The organism is Kitasatospora cinereorecta (assembly GCF_024172095.1).
GTDB lineage: Bacteria > Actinomycetota > Actinomycetes > Streptomycetales > Streptomycetaceae > Kitasatospora > Kitasatospora cinereorecta.
Genome location: NZ_JAMZDX010000001.1, coordinates 621,484 through 641,416 on the forward strand (window position 1 = coordinate 621,484; position 19,933 = coordinate 641,416).

Annotated in this window: 19 protein-coding genes and 1 tRNA gene; 12 read left to right on the forward strand and 8 right to left on the reverse strand. The window is 72.6% G+C overall.

All coding sequences use genetic code 11. From position 1 onward, the window contains the following. The first annotated feature begins 17 nt into the window (after window positions 1–17). From FHR36_RS02885 to FHR36_RS40240, 3 genes are all read left to right on the forward strand, one after another. Window positions 18–425 (forward strand): hypothetical protein, encoded by a 408-nt coding sequence (locus FHR36_RS02885; protein WP_253793475.1) that lies wholly within the window; start codon window positions 18–20, stop codon window positions 423–425. A 167-nt stretch (window positions 426–592) separates the two neighbouring features. Continuing rightward, a complete protein-coding gene (locus FHR36_RS02890; protein ID WP_308199141.1) occupies window positions 593–958 on the forward strand; it encodes a WhiB family transcriptional regulator in 366 nt (121 codons plus the stop codon). Then, window positions 955–1,365, forward strand: coding sequence for a putative WhiB-interacting protein (locus tag FHR36_RS40240; RefSeq protein WP_380232455.1), 411 nt, complete (start codon window positions 955–957; stop codon window positions 1,363–1,365). The genes FHR36_RS02890 and FHR36_RS40240 overlap by 4 nt, the downstream gene beginning before the upstream one ends. A gap of 176 nt (window positions 1,366–1,541) precedes the next feature. On the opposite strand, the gene FHR36_RS02900 is transcribed toward FHR36_RS40240, so the two are convergent. Beyond that, window positions 1,542–2,888, reverse strand: coding sequence for an ABC1 kinase family protein (locus FHR36_RS02900; RefSeq protein ID WP_253793476.1), 1,347 nt, complete (start codon window positions 2,886–2,888; stop codon window positions 1,542–1,544). 51 nt (window positions 2,889–2,939) lie between these two features. Continuing rightward, the gene (locus FHR36_RS02905; protein WP_253793477.1) at window positions 2,940–4,049 is read right to left on the reverse strand and encodes a ThiF family adenylyltransferase; all 1,110 of its coding nucleotides are present in this window, start codon (window positions 4,047–4,049) and stop codon (window positions 2,940–2,942) included. Between the two features lie 470 nt (window positions 4,050–4,519). Between FHR36_RS02905 and FHR36_RS02910 the strand changes: the two genes are divergently transcribed. Further along, window positions 4,520–5,032, forward strand: coding sequence for a M48 metallopeptidase family protein (locus FHR36_RS02910; protein WP_380232452.1), 513 nt, complete (start codon window positions 4,520–4,522; stop codon window positions 5,030–5,032). A 58-nt stretch (window positions 5,033–5,090) separates the two neighbouring features. Here the strand turns inward: FHR36_RS02910 and FHR36_RS02915 are convergent, their stop codons facing one another. Both FHR36_RS02915 and FHR36_RS02920 read right to left on the reverse strand, forming a co-directional pair. After that, window positions 5,091–5,660: an NUDIX hydrolase gene (locus tag FHR36_RS02915; protein ID WP_253793478.1), complete on the reverse strand. Its 570-nt coding sequence runs from the start codon at window positions 5,658–5,660 to the stop codon at window positions 5,091–5,093. Beyond that, window positions 5,657–7,201 (reverse strand): zinc-dependent metalloprotease, encoded by a 1,545-nt coding sequence (locus FHR36_RS02920; RefSeq protein WP_253793479.1) that lies wholly within the window; start codon window positions 7,199–7,201, stop codon window positions 5,657–5,659. Before FHR36_RS02920 ends, FHR36_RS02915 begins: the two co-directional genes overlap by 4 nt. Window positions 7,202–7,378: 177 nt before the next feature. Between FHR36_RS02920 and FHR36_RS02925 the strand changes: the two genes are divergently transcribed. The 4 genes from FHR36_RS02925 to FHR36_RS02940 all read left to right on the forward strand — a co-directional run bounded on the left by FHR36_RS02925 (window position 7,379) and on the right by FHR36_RS02940 (window position 10,485). Continuing rightward, entirely contained in the window at window positions 7,379–8,527 is a 1,149-nt protein-coding gene (locus FHR36_RS02925; RefSeq protein WP_380232449.1) for an NAD-dependent epimerase/dehydratase family protein, read from the forward strand. 91 nt (window positions 8,528–8,618) lie between these two features. After that, window positions 8,619–9,059 (forward strand): molybdenum cofactor biosynthesis protein MoaE, encoded by a 441-nt coding sequence (locus tag FHR36_RS02930; protein ID WP_380232447.1) that lies wholly within the window; start codon window positions 8,619–8,621, stop codon window positions 9,057–9,059. 124 nt (window positions 9,060–9,183) lie between these two features. Continuing rightward, complete coding sequence (locus FHR36_RS02935) at window positions 9,184–9,363, forward strand: hypothetical protein (protein ID WP_253793483.1); 180 nt, start codon at window positions 9,184–9,186, stop codon at window positions 9,361–9,363. 42 nt (window positions 9,364–9,405) lie between these two features. Further along, window positions 9,406–10,485, forward strand: coding sequence for a YlbL family protein (locus FHR36_RS02940; RefSeq protein ID WP_253793485.1), 1,080 nt, complete (start codon window positions 9,406–9,408; stop codon window positions 10,483–10,485). Between the two features lie 96 nt (window positions 10,486–10,581). Here the strand turns inward: FHR36_RS02940 and FHR36_RS02945 are convergent, their stop codons facing one another. Beyond that, complete coding sequence (locus tag FHR36_RS02945) at window positions 10,582–11,136, reverse strand: PPA1309 family protein (RefSeq protein WP_253793488.1); 555 nt, start codon at window positions 11,134–11,136, stop codon at window positions 10,582–10,584. Between the two features lie 150 nt (window positions 11,137–11,286). Here FHR36_RS02945 and FHR36_RS02950 point away from each other — a divergent pair, with 150 nt between their 5' ends. The 3 genes from FHR36_RS02950 to FHR36_RS02960 all read left to right on the forward strand — a co-directional run bounded on the left by FHR36_RS02950 (window position 11,287) and on the right by FHR36_RS02960 (window position 16,572). Then, window positions 11,287–14,199 (forward strand): UPF0182 family membrane protein, encoded by a 2,913-nt coding sequence (locus FHR36_RS02950; RefSeq protein ID WP_253794690.1) that lies wholly within the window; start codon window positions 11,287–11,289, stop codon window positions 14,197–14,199. A 56-nt stretch (window positions 14,200–14,255) separates the two neighbouring features. Then, window positions 14,256–14,329, forward strand: a tRNA-Met gene (locus FHR36_RS02955). Between the two features lie 311 nt (window positions 14,330–14,640). Continuing rightward, entirely contained in the window at window positions 14,641–16,572 is a 1,932-nt protein-coding gene (locus FHR36_RS02960; protein WP_253793489.1) for a tetratricopeptide repeat protein, read from the forward strand. Between the two features lie 95 nt (window positions 16,573–16,667). Here FHR36_RS02960 and FHR36_RS02965 read toward each other — a convergent pair whose 3' ends face one another. Then, the gene (locus FHR36_RS02965; RefSeq protein WP_253793491.1) at window positions 16,668–17,081 is read right to left on the reverse strand and encodes a Fur family transcriptional regulator; all 414 of its coding nucleotides are present in this window, start codon (window positions 17,079–17,081) and stop codon (window positions 16,668–16,670) included. A 105-nt stretch (window positions 17,082–17,186) separates the two neighbouring features. Between FHR36_RS02965 and FHR36_RS02970 the strand changes: the two genes are divergently transcribed. Continuing rightward, the gene (locus tag FHR36_RS02970) at window positions 17,187–18,665 is read left to right on the forward strand and encodes a catalase (RefSeq protein ID WP_253793493.1); all 1,479 of its coding nucleotides are present in this window, start codon (window positions 17,187–17,189) and stop codon (window positions 18,663–18,665) included. Between the two features lie 70 nt (window positions 18,666–18,735). Here the strand turns inward: FHR36_RS02970 and hisN are convergent, their stop codons facing one another. Both hisN and FHR36_RS02980 read right to left on the reverse strand, forming a co-directional pair. Continuing rightward, entirely contained in the window at window positions 18,736–19,533 is a 798-nt protein-coding gene (hisN, locus tag FHR36_RS02975) for a histidinol-phosphatase (RefSeq protein ID WP_253793495.1), read from the reverse strand. Between the two features lie 18 nt (window positions 19,534–19,551). After that, on the reverse strand, window positions 19,552–19,875 hold the full coding sequence (locus FHR36_RS02980) for a DMT family transporter (RefSeq protein WP_253793497.1): 324 nt from the start codon (window positions 19,873–19,875) through the stop codon (window positions 19,552–19,554). Window positions 19,876–19,933 lie beyond the last annotated feature (58 nt).

Genomic DNA, 19,933 nt, shown 5'->3' on the forward strand with positions numbered 1-19,933 from the left:
GAGAGGAGGCGAGTGCAGTGGAGAACCTGATCATGATCACCAAAATGACTGGTCAGACCGACGTGTTCGCCATGCCCTCGCGCGCCCTCTCGTTCGGTCTGGGTCTCGGTACCACCGGTCTCTCCGTTGCCACCCCCTGCACTGTCAGTGGTCCCGGCAATGCTGAAGGCACCCGTGTCGAGACGGGTCTGTCCCGTGACTGGGCGACGTTCGCCGGCGGCCTGGAGCTGCGTGACGAGCGACCGACCCAGGCACCGAAGGCAGTGGTAGCAGCGGCTGAGCATGGCCGCTATGCCGTCGCAGTCGGTGCCGGAATCAAGCAGCAGGATCAGCAGATCAAGCAGGTCAAGGTCGCCCGCCCGGGCGCCGTGGCCATCCGGATGTGGGCCTTCCGCGGGCCTGAACCCTGGAGTGAACGAACCTGAGTCAGCCTCAGGTCGGCGCCTCCAGGGCCGCGGAACCCGTCAACCGGGATCCGCGGCCCTTCTGTTTTGTCCGGTACGCAAGACCAACCAAGGCCCCCCGGGGCCTCCGGCCCAGCCCACCAGCCAACTGGGCCGGATCCACATCGAAGACGAGGAAGACGCACACAGTGTCCACGGTCATCACACCGCCCCTCCCGTCCGTACCGACCGACAAGACCGTCAAGGCCGACCAGGCCGACCCCCCGGAGGTATCGCTCATGCAGCTCACCGCGATCGACCAGGCCGACGAGCTCGGCCTTCCCATCCCGTGCCGCGCCTTCGACCCGGAGGTGTTCTTCGCGGAGACCCCGGCGGACGTCGAGTACGCCAAGTCCCTCTGCGGCACCTGCCCGGTGAAGGCCGCCTGCCTGACCGGCGCGCTCGAGCGCCGCGAGCCGTGGGGCGTCTGGGGTGGCGAGCTCTTCGTCCAGGGTGTGGTCGTGGCCCGCAAGCGTCCGCGGGGCCGTCCGCGCAAGACCGAGGTCATGGCGTGAACAGCGCCGAAATGATCTCCGGTCACGGAACCGGCGCCGTCCGAAGGGGAGAGCAGCCCCCGTCGGACACCGCACTGCGCCGCTCCGTACGCATCGCCGCCGCCAAGGCGGACGCAGCCATCGCCCGCACCGTCCCTTCGACGCACCACGAGCAGGACCACCACATGATCCCCGCCTTCGACTCCACCGTCCGCCGCGAGCAGACCTCCGAACTCCAGATCCAGAACAGGACCCTCGAAATGCATCTCCTCCAGGAATCCCTGGCCCGAGCCCATATGCAGGAACGCCTCCAGGAGGCCGAGGAGCAACGCCTCGGCCTGCGCGTCATGCGGGCCGCCAAGCTCAAGCGGAAGGCCGAGCGGGCCTCCCTGCGAGCCCGCAAGGCGCTTGCCGTCGCTGTGATGTGACGGACGCGCATGTGACGCACGCGCAGGCAGCGTGACCTCCCCTGTACGCCGGTGGCCGGCTCCCCCTCGTCCGTGAGGGGGAGCCGGCCACCGGCGCGTTCGGGCCGATCCGGGCGGTTGTCCAGGCGCCCCGGGCGCTTGGGGGCCGATCCGGGCGGACCGGTGGGGCCCGGCGGTCACTCCGCCGGGGCGACCTCCTCGGCGAACCCGGGGAGCCATTCGAGCATCTCGGCGCGGAACGGGGCCTGGGCGCCCAGCTGGCACAGCACGCCGATGGTGGAGAGCGTCACCCGGTGGATCAGCAGGTACGACGGCGGCAGGTTGAGCTGCTTGCCCAGGTCGTAGGCGGGGGAACGCGGGTCGGCGATCCGGGCCGCCTGGGCGCGCATCCAGGACCGGGTGAAGTGGAAGGTCTCCACCGTGGCCGGCTCGATGATGGGCAGCAGGTAGTCGAGCACCGCGTCCGGGTCCAGCTCGATCGAGGGCTTCACGAAGCCCTCCTCACGGAGCATCTCCAGCACGCCCGCGGCGTCGCCGGCCAGCGCCATCCGCAACGAGTCGCCGATCGGGGCGGGCAGGCCGCCGGGCAGCCGGTCGACGGTGCCGAAGTCCATCACACCGAGCCGCCAGCCCTCGGCCGGCCCGTCGTCCTTGAGCAGCCGGAAGTTGCCGGGGTGCGGGTCGGCGTGCAGCAGGCCGGTGCGGGCCGGGCCGGCGAACAGGAAGCGGGCCAGCAACTGCCCGGCGCGGTCGCGCTCCTCGCGGCTGCCGCGGGCGATCACCTCGGCCAGCGGGACGCCGTCCATCCACTCCGTGATCAGGACCTGGTCGGCCTGCGCCACCACGCCGGGGACCCGGATGTCCGGGTCGTCGGCGAACTCCTCGGCGTGCCGGCGCTGGGCCTCGGCCTCCAGCGCGTAGTCCAGCTCCTCGGCGACCCGGGCGCGCAGCTCGGCGATCAGCGGCTTGACGTCCAGGCCGGGGATCAGCGGACCGAGCAGCCAGGCGACCCGGCTGAGCTGGCCCAGGTCCGAGAGGAGCGCGTCCCCGGCGCCCGGGTACTGCACCTTGACCGCGACCCGGCGCCCGTCGTGCCAGACGGCGCGGTGCACCTGGCCGATCGAGGCGGCCGCGGACGGCCGCTCCTCGAACGCGACGAAGCGCTTGCGCCAGTCCGCGCCGAGCCGCTGGGAGAGGACGGCGTGGACGGTGGCGGCGGGCATCGGCGGGGCGGCGTCCTGAAGCTTGGTCAGCGCGGCCCGGTACGGGCCGGCCACCTCCTCGGGCAGCGCCGCCTCGAAGACCGACAGGGCCTGGCCGAACTTCATCGCGCCGCCCTTCAGCTCCCCGAGGACCTTGAAGAGCTGGTCGGCGGTGGCCTGCTGGAGCTCGGCCGTGACCACCTCGGCCGAGCGCCCGCCGATCCGCTTGCCCAGGCCCAGCGTGGCCCGCCCGGCGATCCCGAGCGGCAGGGCGGCCAGCCTCGCCGTACGGGTCACTGCCTTGCGCGGAAGATCGCTCACCCCGGGCCTCCCAATCAGCCGCCCCTACCGGCACACCGCCGGCGTGGTCACTCACGCCATTGTGCCCGCTCGCCCGGCGGTGACGGACTGCCAGAGGCATCCGCAATCGGGGTGGCTGCGCAGCCGCAGCCGGCGGGTCATTCCGTCCGCGGCCGAGACCTCGCACCAGCCGTCCACACTGGGCGGCAGCACGCCGTCGAGGTACAGCTCGACGTGGAGCGCGGCCAGCCCGGCGACCGAGGTGGCCAGCGCGCTGTCGCAGGCCGGGACGCGGGCTCGGCCGGGGCCGCCGTCGATCAGCTGGGCGAGCAGCCGGGGCCAGGCCTCGTCCTCATCGCGCCGGGCCAGGGTGGCGCAGCTGCCGCACGCGGAGGCGCCGGGCACCACCAGCGGGCCGACCACGCCGAGGTGCTCCAGCACCCCGGTGTACAGGTGCGGGATGCCGGCCCGCATCAGCTCCTGGGCCTCGACGGCGGCGCCGGTGAAGGCTCCGGTGCCGTCCCTCGGAGCGAGCACCACCAGGGCGGGCGGTGGCGGTGAGGCGGGGGAGCGGCGGTACCGCTCGCCGGCGGCCGTGCCGGCGGCGCGGTGCACCACCTCCCGGCCGGACGTGGCCCGCAGCCGGCCGATCTCGGTCGGCGGGAAGCCGGCGGGGGAGACATCGCGGGCGGCCACCCGGCCGCGGTCGACCAGGGCGACATCGCCGATGCCGCCGGCCGCCAGGACCGCCCCGACGGCCGCGCCGACCCGGCCGGCGCCGCGCACCTCGACCCTGGCCCTGGCCCGCCCCTGCAACACGGCGGCGGCCTCGCCGGGTGCGGGATGGACCAGGGAGAGCGAGGCGAGGTCGGGGACCAGCATCTCGCGCCGGGGCTGCGGCCGGCCGGCCAGCGCCTGCTGGGCGGCCGCGGCGTCGTCCAGCAGCTCGCTGCGGGCGAGCGAGTCGAGCATCGCCTCGCAGTACTCGGGGTCGAGGCCGAGCCGCTGCCCGGCGGCGATCAGGGCCGGGCCGTCCCGGCTGCCGTCGATCAGCTCCAGGAAGGAGGCGAGGGCGCGGTCCACGTCCTCGACCAGCCGGGCGTGCCGGCGGACGGTACCGAACTGCAGGGTCTGCTTCTCCCGCCACAACCGGGACAGGGCGGGCTTGAGGACAGGGCGCATGGGGACCTCCCGAGCCGTGGGACGAGCCGTGGTGGAGGCAGCTTGCCCGGGGTCGCGGCGAGGGGGAAGCCGGTTATCCACAGGCCCGACCCGATCATCCGACCATCCGTTTGCACACCCTGTGGACAACACCGGCCCCGGCAGCGGACTTCTGTCACCGTGACCCGGTAACGTCGTGTGCCATGGCAGCCGACCGGGACTCCCAGCCGTCGGCGTCGCGTCGGCGCGCCCGGGCAGCCTCGGGACGCGGCTCCGCGACGCCCGTTCGCCATGCATCCCCGGAGCGGTCGGGGGCCGAGCGGTCGGGGGCCGACCGGTCGGGGGCAGAACGGTCGGGGTCAGACCGGTCGGGATCCGGGCGGACGGCGGCCGAGCAGGCGGGAGCCGAACCGGCACCGGCCGGGCGGACGGCGGCCGAACAAGCCGCGGCCAAGCAGCCGCCGGCGCCGATCGACCGCTCCAAGGTCGAGGTGCGCCGCAGCGCCCGCCGCAGCCGTACGGTCTCCGCCTACCGCGAGGGCGACCGCACGGTGGTGCTGATCCCGGCCCGGATGTCGCACGCCGAGGAGCAGCGCTGGGTCGCCCAGATGCTCGACAAGCTGGCCGCACAGGAGAGCCGCCGGGTGCTCGGCGACGAGGCGCTCCAGGCGCGGGCGCAGGAGCTCTCCCGGACGTACCTGGGCGGCCGCGCGGTGCCCGGCAGCGTCCGCTGGGTCACCAACCAGAACTCCCGCTGGGGGTCGTGCACCCCGGCCGAGGGCACCATCCGGCTCTCGCACCGGCTGCAGGGCATGCCGGAGTACGTGATCGACTACGTGCTGCTGCACGAGCTGGCGCACCTGCTGGTGCCGGACCACGGCCCCGGGTTCTGGGCGCTGCTGGAGTCCTACCCGCGCACCGAGCGGGCCCGCGGCTACCTGGAGGGCGTGGCCTCGGCGGCCCGCCTGCCGCACATTCCGGGGCAGACGGGCACCTGCGACTGACTTCCCGGGCCCGCTCAACCTGCCAGGGCTCAGCTCGCCAGGCTCAACCGGCCGGGGCTCAGCCCACCAGGCCGCGGGCCAGGTCGACCAGCTCGCGGACCGAGGTGTCGGTCAGCTCGGGCAGCCGGTCGTAGCCGAACCAGCGGAGGTCCAGCGACTCGTCGCTGATCAGCGCCTCGGCGCCGGCCGGGGCCAGCGCCACGTACTGGACGTCCAGGTGGGTGTTCTCCGGACGGTCCTTGCCGGCGCAGCGGACCTGGTGGCGGTCGAGCTTGACCGGGACCGGCCCGCCGCCCTCGGTCAGCAGCTCCAGGCCGGGGATGCCGGACTCCTCGGTGGCCTCGCGCAGCGCGGCGGCGGCCAGCGTGGCGTCGCCGGGCTCGCAGTGGCCGCCCATCTGCAGCCACAGGCCGACCTTGGGGTGCAGGGTGAGCAGCACCCGCCCGGCCGCCGGGTCGATCACCACCGCGCTGGCGGTGATGTGCGCGGGGAGACACGCGCGCCACAGGCCGTCCGGGTTGGCGGCGAGGTGGTCGAGGTAGTCCAGGCGCAGCTGCTCCTGGCCGGCGTCGGCCACCGTCCAGGAGTCGAGTGCGCGTACGGCGTCGGCGTGCAGGGACGTCGTCACTCGGCGGAACCGTCCTTCTTGTCGTTCGGGCCGGACTCGTTCCCGGCGGCCTCGGAGCCCGGCTTCACCTCGGGCGTCGCGCCACCGGAGGCCGCGCCGCTGCCCTCGGAGCCCTGACCCTTGCCCTGGGCGGCCTCGCCGAGCAGCTTGTCGAAGGCGTCGAAGTCGATGCCGCCCTCCTCGACCTCGGCGGAGCCGCGGTGCACGAAGCCGTCCGGGTCGTCCAGGTCGGCGGCGGTCGGCAGCATGTCGGGGTGGCTCCACAGCGCGTCCCGGCCCTCGACGCCGCGGGCGTCGGCCAGCGAGGCCCACAGCCGGGAGGCGTCGCGCAGGCGGCGCGGCCGCAGCTCCAGGCCGACCAGGGTGGCGAAGGTCTGCTCGGCGGGTCCGCCGGTGGCGCGGCGGCGGCGCAGGGTCTCGCGCAGCGCCGCGGACTGCGGCAGGTGCGGCTCGGCGGCGGCGTGGACCACCGCGTCGACCCAGCCCTCGACGAGCGCCAGGGCGGTCTCCAGGCGGGCCAGGGCGGCCTTCTGCTCGGGGGTGTCCTCGGGCTGGAGCAGGCCGCCGGCGAGCGCCTCCTGGAGCGCCTCCGGGTTGGCCGGATCGAGCTGGCCGACCAGCTCCTCCATCCGCGAGGTGTCGACCTTGATTCCGCGGGCGTACGCCTCGACCGCGCCGAACAGGTGCGCGCGCAGCCACGGCACGTGGGCGAACAGGCGCTGGTGCGCGGCCTCGCGCAGGGCCAGGTAGAGCCGGACCTCCTCGGCGGGCACGCTCAGGCCCTCGCCGAACTCGGCGATGTTCTGCGGCAGCAGCGCGGCCTTGCCGGACGGGGCCAGCGGCAGGCCGACGTCGGTGGAGCCGAGCACCTCGGCGGCGAGCGCGCCGAGCGCCTGGCCGATCTGGGTGCCGAACATGGCGCCGCCCATCGAGCGCATCACGCCCATCAGCGGCCCGGCCATCGCCTGCATCTCGGGCGGCAGGACGCCGCCCATCGCGGTGCCGACCCGCTCGGCGACCGGGTCGACCAGGTCCTTCCAGACCGGCAGGGTGGCCTCGATCCACTCGGCCCGGCTCCACGCCACGGCGGTGCCGGACGCGGAGGGGAACTCGGTGGCGGAGTCCAGCCACAGGTCGGCCAGCCGGACCGCCTCGACCACGGCCGTCCGCTCCGCCTCGCCCACCGAGCGGTCCTTGGACTTCCCCTCGGGCTGCTCGGCGACCACGGTCTGCCGGGCGATGTTCTTGGCCAGCTCCCAGTTGACCGGGCCGCCCTCGAACGAGAGCATCTGGCCGAGCTGCTGGAAGGCGGCGCCGAGGTCGTTGGGGTTGAAGTTGCCCATCATCGCCGCGAACGGATTGTCCCCGCCCGCGCCGCCGGGGCCGCCCATGCCGAACAGCGCGCCGAACGGGTTGCCCGGTCCGAAGCCGAAGGGCTGCTGGGGCGTGGAATCGCCCTGCTCGTCGTCCTTCTTGCCCTTGCTCTTGCCGTCCTCGGGCTCCTCGGGGGGAACGCCGAAACCGAAGGGGAGGTCACTCACGGGGTCCTCGATCTGGTCGGCCGTCACACGCTCAGTGGCGGGTTGGTGGTGCGCTGGGGAGGCCATGGTCTCGCGGCCCCGACGCGCCGGGTGCACCGCTGGGCCCGAGCCTCGGGCAGGATGGACCGTACGTGACACTCGTACGTACGCACATAAGCTAACCGTGGAGGATGGCCGGTGAGTTCCCCGCCAACGGACGTTCGCTCTGGGCTGACCGGGGGCGAGGACGTGCCGGCCGCCGCCGGTTCGCCGTCTCCAGCCTACGGCGGCAAGCCGCTCGCCGTGGCGGTCACCGGCGCCGCCGGCGTGCTCGGCGAGCGGGTCGCCGCCCGCCTGGTGGCCTCGGAGCACATTCGCAAGGTGCTGGCCGTGGACGACCGGCGCGGCGAGGTGCCCGGGGTGCAGTGGCGGGTGCTGGACGTCCGCGACCCGGCCGTGGCCGAACGGCTCGCCGGGGTGGACGTGGTGGTCCACCTCGCGATGGACCTCGGCATGGAGTCCGACGCGCGCGCCCGGAGCGCGTACAACGTGCGCGGGGCGCAGACCGTGCTGACCGCGGCGGCCGCCGCCGGGGTGAGCCGGGTGGTGCTGTGCACCTCGGCGATGGTCTACGGCGCGCTCGCGGACAACGAGGTGCCGCTCGCCGAGGACTCCGAGCTGCGGGCCACCGAGGAGGCCTCGCTGGTCGGCGACCTGATGGAGATCGAGCGCCTCGCCCGCCGCGCCCCGCGCGCCCACCCGGGGCTGCAGGTGACCGTGCTGCGCCCGGCCGTGGTGGTCGGCCCGGGCATCGACACCGTGCTGACCCGGCACTTCGAGGCGCCCCGGCTGCTGGTGGTGGCCGGGTCCCGGCCGTGCTGGCAGTTCTGCCACGTGGACGACCTGGCGGCGGCGCTGGAGTACGCGGCGCTCGGCCTGGTCGAGGGCGAGCTGACGGTCGGCTGCGACGGCTGGCTGGAGCAGGAGGAGGTGGAGTCGCTGTCCGGCATCCGCCGGATGGAGCTGCCCGCCTCGCTGGCGCTCGGCACCGCCGCCCGGCTGCACCGCCTCGGCCTGACCCCGGCCCCGGCGGCCGACCTCGCGTACACCATGTACCCGTGGGTGGTGTCGGGCAGCCGGCTGCACGAGGCCGGCTGGCGGCCGCGGTACACCAACGAGGAGGTGCTGGCCGAGCTGCTCGCGCAGGTCTCCGGCAAGCATGCGGTGGCCGGCCGGCGGCTCGGCGGCAAGGAGGCGGCCACCAGCCTGGGCGCGGCGGGCGCGACCGTGGCCCTGGTCGGTACGGCCGCACTGGTGCGGCGGGCGCGCAAGCGGCGTTCGTTCTGATGATGCTCCAAGGTTCCGCATCGCGGAACACCGGAACCGTGGTGCGGAAGCCCCTGCCCACGGCGGGGCGGGATGGGGAATCATGGTGACCATGTCCGAGAACCACGACCCGATCCGCCTGCTCGCCATCCGCGACACCCCGCTGTCGCTGGACGAGGTGTACGAGGCGGTCGGCGACGACGCGGCCGGCGGGACCACGCTCTTCGTCGGGACGGTCCGCGACCACGACGGCGGGAAGTCGGTGGCGGCGCTGGAGTACAGCGCCCACCCGACCGCCGAGCGGGAGATGCGGCGGATCGCCGAGAAGATCTGCGCCGACTTCCCGGTCCGCGCGCTGGCCGCGGTCCACCGGGTCGGGCGGCTGGAGATCACCGACCGGGCCGTGATCGTCGCGGTCTCCTGCGCCCACCGCGGCGAGGCCTTCGCGGCCGCCCGGCGGCTGATCGACGACCTCAAGCACGAGGTGCCGATCTGGAAGCACCAGGTCTTCACCGACGGCCAGGAGGAGTGGGTCGGCGCCGGCGACTGCTGAGCCCGACCCGCCCCACGATCGGGGGTCTAGCCCATTCGGCCCGTAACCCGGATGGCGCCCACGCCGTTCCTCTACCAGGCGGTTAATCTGCTGATAGACACGACGAGCCTGTGGGGAGACGGATATGGCTGCGCTCGCCTGGTTGATCATCCCGGTTGTCGCCGCGCTGCTGGCGATGGTCTGGGCCGGTTGGGCGGCCCGGCCTCCGCGCGCGACCACCGATCCGAGTTCGCTGGCCGAACACCAGCGCTTCCGCGCCGCGATGGAGCGGAGCACCGCCGGATCCGAGCGGCGCAGTGAGTAGCCCGGACGGCACCGAGTAGCGGTCTTCCCGTACTGTCGAGCCATGCCACGCCGCTCCGCGACGATGCTCGCCGCCACCCTGCTGCTGATAGGCCTGCTCTGCGCCTCGGTCCTGATGAAGGTGCCCTACACCGAGATGAGCCCCGGGCCGACCTACAACACGCTCGGGGAGCAGGACCGGTCGGGTGACCCGGTGATCACCATCACCGGGCACGACACGTACCCGACCAGCGGACACCTCAACATGACCACCGTCCAGGTCACCGGCGCCAAGTACGAGCCGAGCCTGGTGTCGGCGGTGGTCGGCTGGCTGCGCGACGACGTGCTGGTGGTGCCGCACGACAACGTGTACCCGAAGGGCCAGACCGACAAGGAGGCCCAGCAGCAGAACGCGGAGGAGTTCGCCTCCTCCGAGGACAGCGCCAAGACGGCGGCGCTGAACCAGCTGGGCATCCCGGTCGGCACCGAGGTGATCGTGAACTCGGTGGTCTCCGGCGGCCCCTCCGAGGGCAAGCTGCACGCCGGCGACCAGATCGTCGCCGTGGACGGCACCAAGGTCACCACCCGGGAGAGCGTCGCCGAGCAGGTGACCAAGCACAAGCCGGGCGAGACCGCCGTCTTCACCGTCGTGCCGCACGCCAAGGCCAGCGCGACGCCGAACCCGGCGGACGAGGTGCAGGTGCCGATCACCACCGGTACGGCGCCGGACTCCTCGCGGGCGATCGTCGGGATAACCCCCGGGATCGACCACAGCTACCCGTTCAAGATCGACATCGGGCTGCAGGACGTCGGCGGGCCGAGCGCCGGCCTGATGTTCGCGCTCGGGATCATCGACAAGCTCACCCCGGACGACCTCACCGGCGGGAAGTTCGTCGCCGGCACCGGCACGATCGGCGACGACGGCGAGGTCGGCCCGATCGGCGGCATCCAGATGAAGCTGATCGCCGCCCGGGACAAGGGCGCGGAGTACTTCTTCACCCCGGCGGACAACTGCACCGAGGCGGTCAAGAACACTCCCGGCGGGCTGACCCTGGTGAAGGTCAACACCCTCGGCGAGGCGCTCGATGCCCTCGGCAAGATCAAGGCTGGGGACAGGGCGGCGCTGCCGAGCTGCGCCAAGTAGTACTTGCTGACAGGGGCGCGGGAACTGCGCGACCGACCATGCACTCACGTAGAGCGTGGCTGGTCGCGCAGTTCCTCGCGCCCCTGATGGTCCTGTTCAGGAGAAGGTGGCGAGGAGGGCCTCGGTCAGGCCCGGGACCAGGTCGGGGCCGGTGAGGACCTCGCGCGGGGAGTCCTTCTCGCGCAGTCGCAGGGCGATCTCCTTGGCCCCGTCGCGCAGCACGGCGGCGGTGATCCGCACCTCCTGCCGCTGCGGGTGCTCGGCCACCCAGGTGGCGATCTCCTGATCGGTGGCGTTCTTCGGCCGGGAGGCCTCGGCGCCGGGGGGCAGCATGAGCCGCTCGACCACGAGCGCGCAGCCGACCACGCCGTCCGGCCAGGCGATGGTGCCGAGGAACTTGTCCAGCTCCATGCCGGCCGGCAGTTCGTCCTGCTCGACCGGGGTGAGGCCGGTCGGGTTGTCGTGCAGGCCGAGCTGCTTGGCGAGCCTGGGGTTGGCCTTGAGCATCGCGGCGTTGTCCACCAGGGCGAACAGGCGGGTGGGCATGTCCCAGCCGAGGGAGGCGGCGTGCTCGTCGATCTCCAGGGCGGCCCGGGTGAGCGGGCTGGTGGGCGGCAGGCCGGTGGCGGGAAGGTCAGGAACGTCGGACATGACCCCATCCTCACACGTACGGGCCCGCTCTCCCGAACTCCGACGCAATCCGCGGGAACTCCGGTAAAGACCGATTAAGTTGCACTGGAAGCCGGGAGAACACGACCGACGACGACAACACACAGCCGAGGTGGAGCCTTGACCTTCCAGATGCCGGAACGACCCGAACCGGGATTCCGCGCGAGAGTCGGGCCGCCGTCCCGCCGCACCCGGGTGCTGCTGCTGACGGCGGGCGTGCTGGCCGTGCTGTTCCTGCTGTTCGTCATGTTCTCCGGGCTGTGGACCGACTGGCTGTGGTTCAAGTCGGTCGACTACGCGTCGGTCTTCACCGCGCAGTTGTGGACCAAGGCGGCGCTGTTCGCGATCTTCGGCGCGGTGATGGCGGTGGTGGTCGGCGCCAACCTGTGGCTGGCGTACCGGCTGCGGCCGCCGCTGGCGGCGATGTCGATAGAGCAGCAGTCGCTCGACCGCTACCGGATGGGCATCGCGCCGTTCCGCAAGTGGCTGCTGATCGGCGTCTCGCTGCTGATCGGGCTGGTGGCCGGTGCGGCCGCGGCCGGCCAGTGGCGCACCTGGATGCTGTGGACCAACGAGACGCCGTTCGGGGTGAAGGACTCCCAGTTCCACCTCGACGTCTCCTATTACGCGTTCGAGCTGCCCTGGTACCAGTTCGTGCTGGGCTTCGCGTTCTCCGCGGTGATCGTCTCGCTGCTGGCGTCGCTCTTCGTCCACTACCTGTACGGCGGCCTGCGGCTGCAGGGCCCCGGGCGGCGGGCGAGCGCCGGCGCGCAGGGGCACCTGGCGGTGCTGCTCGGCGTGTTCGTGCTGCTCAAGGCGGTCGCGTACTGGCTGGACCGGTATGCGCTGGCGGTGAAGACCGGCTCGTACAAGGGCGTGGACGGCTGGACCGGCCTGCGCTACGTGGACGCCAACGCGTACCTACCGGCCAAGAACATCCTGTTCTTCGTGGCGATCATCTGCGCGCTGCTGTTCTTCCTGACCCCGATCCGCCGCACCTGGGCGCCGGCGCTGATCGGCTTCGGGCTGATGGCGCTGTCGGCGGTGCTGATCGGCGGGGTGTACCCGGCGATCGTGCAGCAGTTCCAGGTCAAGCCGAACGAGCAGGCCAAGGAGACGCCGTACATCCAGAAGAACATCGACGCCACCCGCCAGGCGTACGGCATCGCGGGCAGCGACGCCCGGCAGTACGACCCGACGACCACCACCAGCGCCGACGCCGTCAAGCCGGACGCGCAGACCATCGCCGACATCCGGCTGCTGGACCCGAACGTGGTCTCGCCGACGTTCCAGCAGAACGAGGCGCTGCGGAAGTACTACGCCTTCCCGCGGACCCTGGACGTGGACCGCTACGGCCAGCAGGACACCGTGCTGGGCGTCCGTGAGCTGGACCTGACCGGGGTGCAGCAGCGCAACTTCATCAACGACCACTTCCAGTACACCCACGGCTACGGCGTCGTCTCGGCCAAGGGCAACCAGGTGGACGCCAACGGCAACCCGGTCTACACCGAGCAGGCCCTGCCCACCACCGGCGCCTTCGGCCCGTACCAGCAGCGGGTCTACTACGGCGAGAAGACCGGCACGTACTCGATCGTCGGCGGCGCCGGCATGAACGAGATCGACTACACCTCCGAGTCGGGCGACGTGAAGTCGTTCCACTACGACGGCGGCAGCGGCGTCTCGCTGGACAACCCGTTGACCCGGGCCGCGTACGCGGTGAAGTTCGCCGAGCCGCAGATCCTCTACTCCGGGGCGATCAAGGGCGGCGCCAAGGTGATCTACGACCGCACCCCCAAGGAGCGGGTGGAGAAGGTCGCGCCGTGGCTGTCGATCGACGCCGACCCGTACCCGGTGGTGCAGGACGGCCGGCTGGTGTGGGTGCTGGACGGCTACACCACCTCGGACGGCTACCCGTTCTCCTCGAAGACCACCCTGGGCGAGTCCACCAAGGACTCGCTGACCGACCAGCGCGGCCGCACCCTGACCGCGGTCAACCAGGTCAACTACATCCGCAACTCGGTCAAGGCCACCGTCGACGCCTACACCGGCGAGGTGACCCTGTACCAGTGGGACGACGCCGACCCGGTGCTGAAGACCTGGATGAAGGCGTTCCCCGGCACGGTCAAGGCGCGCGCCGACATCCCGGCCGGCCTGCTGCCGCACCTGCGCTACCCGCAGGACATGTTCAAGGTGCAGCGCGACCTGCTCGGGCAGTACCACATGACGGATGCGACCGGCTTCTTCAACGGCACCGACATCTGGCAGGTGCCGGCCGACCCGACCACCAACACCGGTGACGTGCAGCCGCCGTACTACCTGACGCTGCGGATGCCGGACCAGCAGGCCGCGACCTTCTCGCTGACCACCAGCTTCGTGCCGAGCGGCCGCGACAACCTGGCCGCCTTCGTGTCGGTCAGCGCCGACCCCGGGCCGGACTACGGAAAAATGCGCATTCTCAAGGTGCCGACCGGCGCCGGTGCGCTCGGCCCGAAGCTGACCCAGGCGAAGCTCAACTCGGACACCGCGGTGGCCAACCAGCTGACCCTGCTGAAGACCGGCACCGACTCCGACATCGAGTACGGCAACCTGCTCACCCTGCCGGTGGGCGGCGGCTTCCTCAACGTCGAGCCGGTCTACCTGGTGGGCCGCAGTGCCCGGGTGCCGGTGCTGCAGAAGGTGCTGGCGGTGTACGGCAACACCGTCGCGCTGGAGGACAACCTGGCGAAGGCGCTGGAGAAGGTCCTTCAGGGCGCGGCGACCGGCGCTCCCACCACGCCGACAGCCCCCGGGTCCACGACCACGCCGGGTTCCACCACACCCGGCAGCACCGTCGGCCCCGACCTGGCCAAGGCGCTGCAGGACGCGCAGAAGGCGTACACCGACGGTCTGGCCGCTCAGAAGAGCGGCGACTGGGCCGCCTACGGTGCGGCGCAGAAGGCGCTCGGCGACGCCCTCAAGGCGGCCGACGAGGCCCAGCGGAAGGCCGCCGCGGGCACCTCCGCGCCGTCCCCCTCGCCCAGCCCCTCGCCCAGTGCGAGCCCCTGAGCTGCGGTAACCGATTGTTGGTCCACCCCGTGATCGTGCTATGGTTGTCTCACCGACGCGGGGTGGAGCAGCTCGGTAGCTCGCTGGGCTCATAACCCAGAGGTCGCAGGTTCAAATCCTGTCCCCGCTACTCAGTGGCACGAAGGCCCGGAGGCTTTGCCTCCGGGCCTTCGGCGTTTATGGAGGAGAAGTGGTGATCGTCTCCGGTACGATGCGTGGCCGGGGTTTGTGGGGCACAAGTGTCGGGAAATCGACAAAGCGCTGAAGCAATCTCGCCGGGCTTCGGCTCCGCTCGGCCCAATCGGGCCGGAGCAGGTGTACGCGGGTTGCGGGTGATGCGACGATGGACCACATGGGGGACGGGGACCGGCCGCTGACCGGCCGTCGGTTCCGACGCGCCCCCGGACGATGCCGCGACACTCGGGGGGAGCGGGAGTCGGCATGAAGCTTATCGGCAGGAACGGGACGGGAGAAGAGCTGCCAGGTCACGCGCACGACATCGACACCGAGTCGTGGGCGCAGAGCCCGGAGGAACCGCAGGGCACGCTGCCCGCGCAGCGCACCAGCGCCTTCGCGCCCGGCGGCCGGGCCACCGGCTACGGGCCGGAGAGCCTGGTGCACCTGACCGCCCGCCAGGTGGTCGACGCCGCCGCGCCGCAGCGCACCGCCCTGCTCGACGACGAGCCGGACCCGGCCAGCTTCGAGACCGCGCTCGCCGCCCGCGAGCAGGCCGCGCTGGAGGCCCGCCACCGCGGCTCCGCCGACGCCGGCGACCCGAACGCGGCCAGCCAGCTCGGCGCCCTGCTGCTGCGCCGCGGCGACCTCGCGGACGCCGAGCCCTACCTGCGCAGCGCCGCCGCCGCCGGGCTGCGCGCCGCCGCCAACAACCTGGGCGTCCTGCTGCACCAGCAGGGCCACCGCGCCGAGGCCGCCCAGTGGTGGCGGCAGGCCGCCGTCGCCGGCTCCGCGCCCGCCGCGCACGCACTCGGCCTGCAACTGCGCGACCAGGGCGAGGAGGAGGCCGCCGAGTACTGGCTGCACTTCGCCGCCGAGCACGGCCACCCGCTCGGCGCCTACGCCCTGGGCGACCTGATGGAGCATCGGCGCGACGTGCGCGCCGAACGCTGGTTCAAGGCCGCCGCCGACTCCGGCCACCGCGAGGCCGCGTACCGGCTCGCCCGGATGCGCGAGGCCGCCGGCGACAAGGACACCGCCGAGACCTGGTACCGCACCGCCGCCGCCCGCAGCCACGCCCGCGCGGCGCTGCGGCTCGGCGTGCTGCTCGAGGAGCGCGGCGACCTCGACGACGCGGCCCGCTGGTACCGCCAGTCCGCGCAGAACGGCGAGCCGCGGGCCGCCTGCGCACTCGGCTTCCTGCTGCGCGACGCCGGCGACCCGGCCGCCGCCGCCGAATGGTGGCAGGAGGCGGCCGAGGCCGGCGACGGCACCGCTGCCAACGCGCTCGGCGCCCTGCACGCGAGCCGCGGCGAACCGGTCGAGGCCGAGCGCTGGTACCGCGTCGCGCTGGACGCCGGCGACCACAACGGAGCCTTCAACCTCGGCCTGCTCTGCGCCGGCGCCGGCCGCGAGTCCCAGGCCGAGCAGTGGTACCGCCGGGCCGCCTACGCCGGACACCGCGAGGCCTGCAACGCGCTGGCCGTCGTGCTGCTCCAGCGCGGCGACGAGTCCGGCGCCGAGCCCTGGTTCTCCAAGGCAGCCGAGGCCGGCAGCGTCGACGGCGCCTTCAACCTCGGCGTGCTCCACGCCGGCCGCGGCGAACTCCGCCAGGCCCAGGAGTGGTACGCCCGCGCCGCCGCCGAGGGCCACGGCGAGGCGGCCCTGCAACTGGCCGTCGCCCAGGAGCAGCGCGGCAACCTGCCCGGCGCGCTGGAGCGCTACCGGCAGGCCGCCGGCGGCGGCTCCGCCGAGGGCGCCTTCCGGCTCGCCTCGCTGCTCGACCGGCGCGGCGACGCCGACGCGGAGGCCGAGCACTGGTACGCCGTCGCGGCCGACGCCGGGCACCGGCGCGCCCAGGTGCGGATGGGCGTGCGGGCCGCCGAGCGGGGCGCCCTGCAGATCGCCGAGAGCTGGTACCGGCGGGCCGCCGAGGCCGGCAGCCGCAGCGCCGCGTTCAACCTCGGGCTGCTGCTGGCGCGCCAGGACTCCGAGGCCGAGGCGATGCTCTGGTACACCCGCGCCGCCGACGCGGGGCACGGGCGGGCCGCGCTGCGGCTCGCGCTGCTGGCGCTGCGACGCGGGGAGCCGGTGCAGGCCGAGAACTGGTGCCGGCGGGCCGCCGAGTACGGGCCGGCGGAGGTCGCGGAGCGGGCGGGGCGGCTGCTGGGCGCGCTGAACGCGGAGCTGTCGGCCTAGGTACGAGCGGGGGCGCGGGGAACTGCGCGACCGACCATGGACTCAGGTAGAGCGATGGCTGGTTGCGCAGTTCCCCGCGCCCCTGGTGGTTGGCCCTACCTGCTGCAGTCGGGGCAGAGGCCGCGGTAGGTGATGTCGGCGCCGGAGATGACAAACCCGTAGCGTTCGGCGGCCGGCAGGGCGGCGAGTGGATCACCCTGGGGGTGGACGTCGCGGATGGCGCCGCAGCCCGAGCAGACCAGGTGCTGGTGTGCGTGGTGGGCGTTGGGGTCGTAGCGCTTGGCGCGGCCGTCGGTGGCGACCTCGAGAACCTCGCCGAGGGTGACCAGTTCGCCGAGGGTGTTGTAGACGGTCGCCCGGCTGATCTCCGGGAGGCGTTCCACCGCGCGGGCGTGCACCTCGTCCGCGGTGAGGTGGACGTGGTCGCCGTCGAGGACCTCGGCCACGACCCGGCGCTGCGAGGTCAGCCGCCATCCACGTGCGCGAAGTCGTACCAGCAGGTCGCTCATGCGCACAGAGTAAGGGACGTTCCGAACTTGGTTCCACTATTGACTTAGACAAAGTCCAAGTTAGGATCCTGTCGTCACGACCGGACAACGCGGAGGCACAGCTACATGACCACCCAGGACGACCTGCGGCCCATCCTCACCACGGAGTCCGGTGCTCCCGTGGCGGACAACCAGAACACCGAGACGGCGGGCGTCGGCGGCCCGGCGCTGATCCAGGACCAGCTGCTGTTCGAGAAGCTGGCGCACTTCAACCGGGAGCGGATCCCGGAGCGCGTGGTGCACGCCCGCGGCGCCGGTGCGTACGGCACGTTCACGGTGACGGCGGACGTCACGGCGTACACCCGGGCGGCGTTCCTGTCCGAGGTCGGCAAGCAGACTGAGACGTTCCTGCGCTTCTCGACGGTGGCCGGCAACCTCGGCGCGGCGGACGCGGTCCGCGACCCGCGCGGCTTCGCGCTGAAGTTCTACACCGAGGAGGGCAACTACGACCTCGTCGGCAACAACACCCCGGTGTTCTTCATCAAGGACGCCATCAAGTTCCCGGACTTCATCCACACCCAGAAGCGCGACCCGTACACCGGCTCGCAGGAGGCGGACAACGTCTGGGACTTCTGGGGCCTGTCGCCCGAGTCGACCCACCAGGTGACGTGGCTGTTCGGCGACCGCGGCATCCCGGCGACGTACCGGCACATGAACGGCTACGGCAGCCACACCTACCAGTGGCAGAACGAGGCCGGCGAGTACTTCTGGGTGAAGTACCACTTCAAGACGGACCAAGGCATCCGCAATCTGACCCAGTCCGAGGCCAACCGGCTGGCCGGCGAGGACCCGGACAGCCACCAGCGCGACCTGCGCGAGGCGATCGAGCGCGGCGAGTTCCCGCGTTGGACCGTGCAGGTGCAGATCATGCCGGCCGCCGACGCGGCGGAGTACCGGTTCAACCCGTTCGACCTGACCAAGGTGTGGCCGCACGCGGACTACCCGCCGATCGAGATCGGCACCCTGGAGCTCAACCGCAACCCCGACAACATCTTCGCCGAGGTCGAGCAGTCGGTCTTCTCCCCGGCGCACTTCGTGCCCGGCATCGGCCCGTCCCCGGACAAGATGCTGCAGGGCCGGCTGTTCGCCTACGCGGACGCCCACCGCTACCGGGTCGGCATCAACGCCGACCACCTGCCGGTGAACCGCCCGCACGCCACCGAGGCGCGCACCAACAGCCGCGACGGCCACCTGTACGACGGCCGCCACGGCCGGCAGAAGAACTACGAGCCGAACACCTTCGGCGGGCCGGCCCAGACCGGCCGTCCGCTCTGGTCGGCGGTGCCGGTGGCGGGTGCGACCGGCAACCACGTCGCGCCCTCGCACGCGGAGGACGACGACTTCGGGCAGGCCGGCGCCCTGTACCGGCTGATGTCCGCGGACGAGCAGCAGCGCCTGATCGCGGGCCTGGCCGGCTTCATCGCCAAGGTCTCCGCCGACCGCGACGACATCGTCGAGCGCGCGGTCGAGAACTTCCGCACGGCGGACGCCGACTACGGCCGCCGCCTGGACGAGGCCGTCCGCGAGCTGCGCAAGCAGCGCTGACCGCCCTCATGACTGCGGGCCCCGGGTTGCGTGGTGCTCCCCGGGGCCCGCGACCATTGCTGTCGCCGGCTCAGACCGACAGGCGGCGCAGTGTCTCCTCGTGCAGCAGGCCGTTGGTGGCCACCGCGTCGGCGCCCATCGGCCCGTCGTAGCCGTCCAGTCCGGTGAAGCGGCCGCCCGCCTCCTGCACCACGATGCACGGCGCGGCCATGTCCCACAGGCTCAGCTCGGGCTCGGCGGCGATCTCCACCGCGCCCTCGGCGACCATCATGTACGACCAGAAGTCGCCGTACGCGCGGGTGCGCCAGCAGGCCCGGGTCAGGTCGAGGAAGGGGTCGAGGCGGCCGCGCTCCTCCCAGCCGGTGAGCGAGGAGTAGGAGAAGGACGCGTCCTCGATCCGGGAGACCTGGGAGACGCTGATCCGGGAGGCCTTGGCGAGGCTGCGGCCGGCGTACGCGCCGAGGCCGCGCGCCGCCCACCAGCGGCGGCCGAGCGCCGGGGCGGAGACGATGCCGACCACGGGCTGCAGCTCGCCGTCCGGCTGCTCCTCCAGCAGCGCGATCAGGGTGGCCCAGACCGGCACGCCGCGGACGTAGTTCTTGGTGCCGTCGATCGGGTCGATCACCCAGCGGCGCGGGCCGGTGCCCTGCAGGCCGTACTCCTCACCCATCACCGCGTCGCGCGGGCGGGCCCGCTGCAGCACGCTGCGGACGAGCTCCTCGGCCGCCTTGTCGGCGTCGCTCACCGGGGTCAGGTCGGGCTTGGTCTCGACCTTGAGGTCGAGGGCCTTGAAGCGCTCCATGGTGATCGAGTCGGCCGAGTCGGCGAGGACGTGGGCGAGGCGGAGATCGTCGTGGTAGTCGGCCATGCTCGAACATTAGCGGAATCAGTGACCTGAACCACTGAGCTGGAGCCCCACGACTCCGGCGATCACCAGGCTGATCGAGACCAGCTTGAGCGTGGACGCCGGCTCGTTCAGGTAGACCATGCCGTAGACCGCGGTGCCCGCCGCGCCGATGCCCGTCCAGACCGCGTAGGCGCTGCCGACCGGGAGGGACTTCAGCGAGAGGGTGAGCAGGCCGAAGCTGCCCAGCGCGAAGACGCAGAAGCTGACGGTGGGCCAGAGCTTGGTGAAACCGTGGCTCAGCTTGAGGTTGACCGCGAAGCCGGTCTCCAGCAGACCGGCGAGGATCACCAAGGCCCATGCCATCGGCTCGGCTCCCTGTCTCCGCGAATGGGCTGACCTTCCTATGATCGCCAGCCCCGAG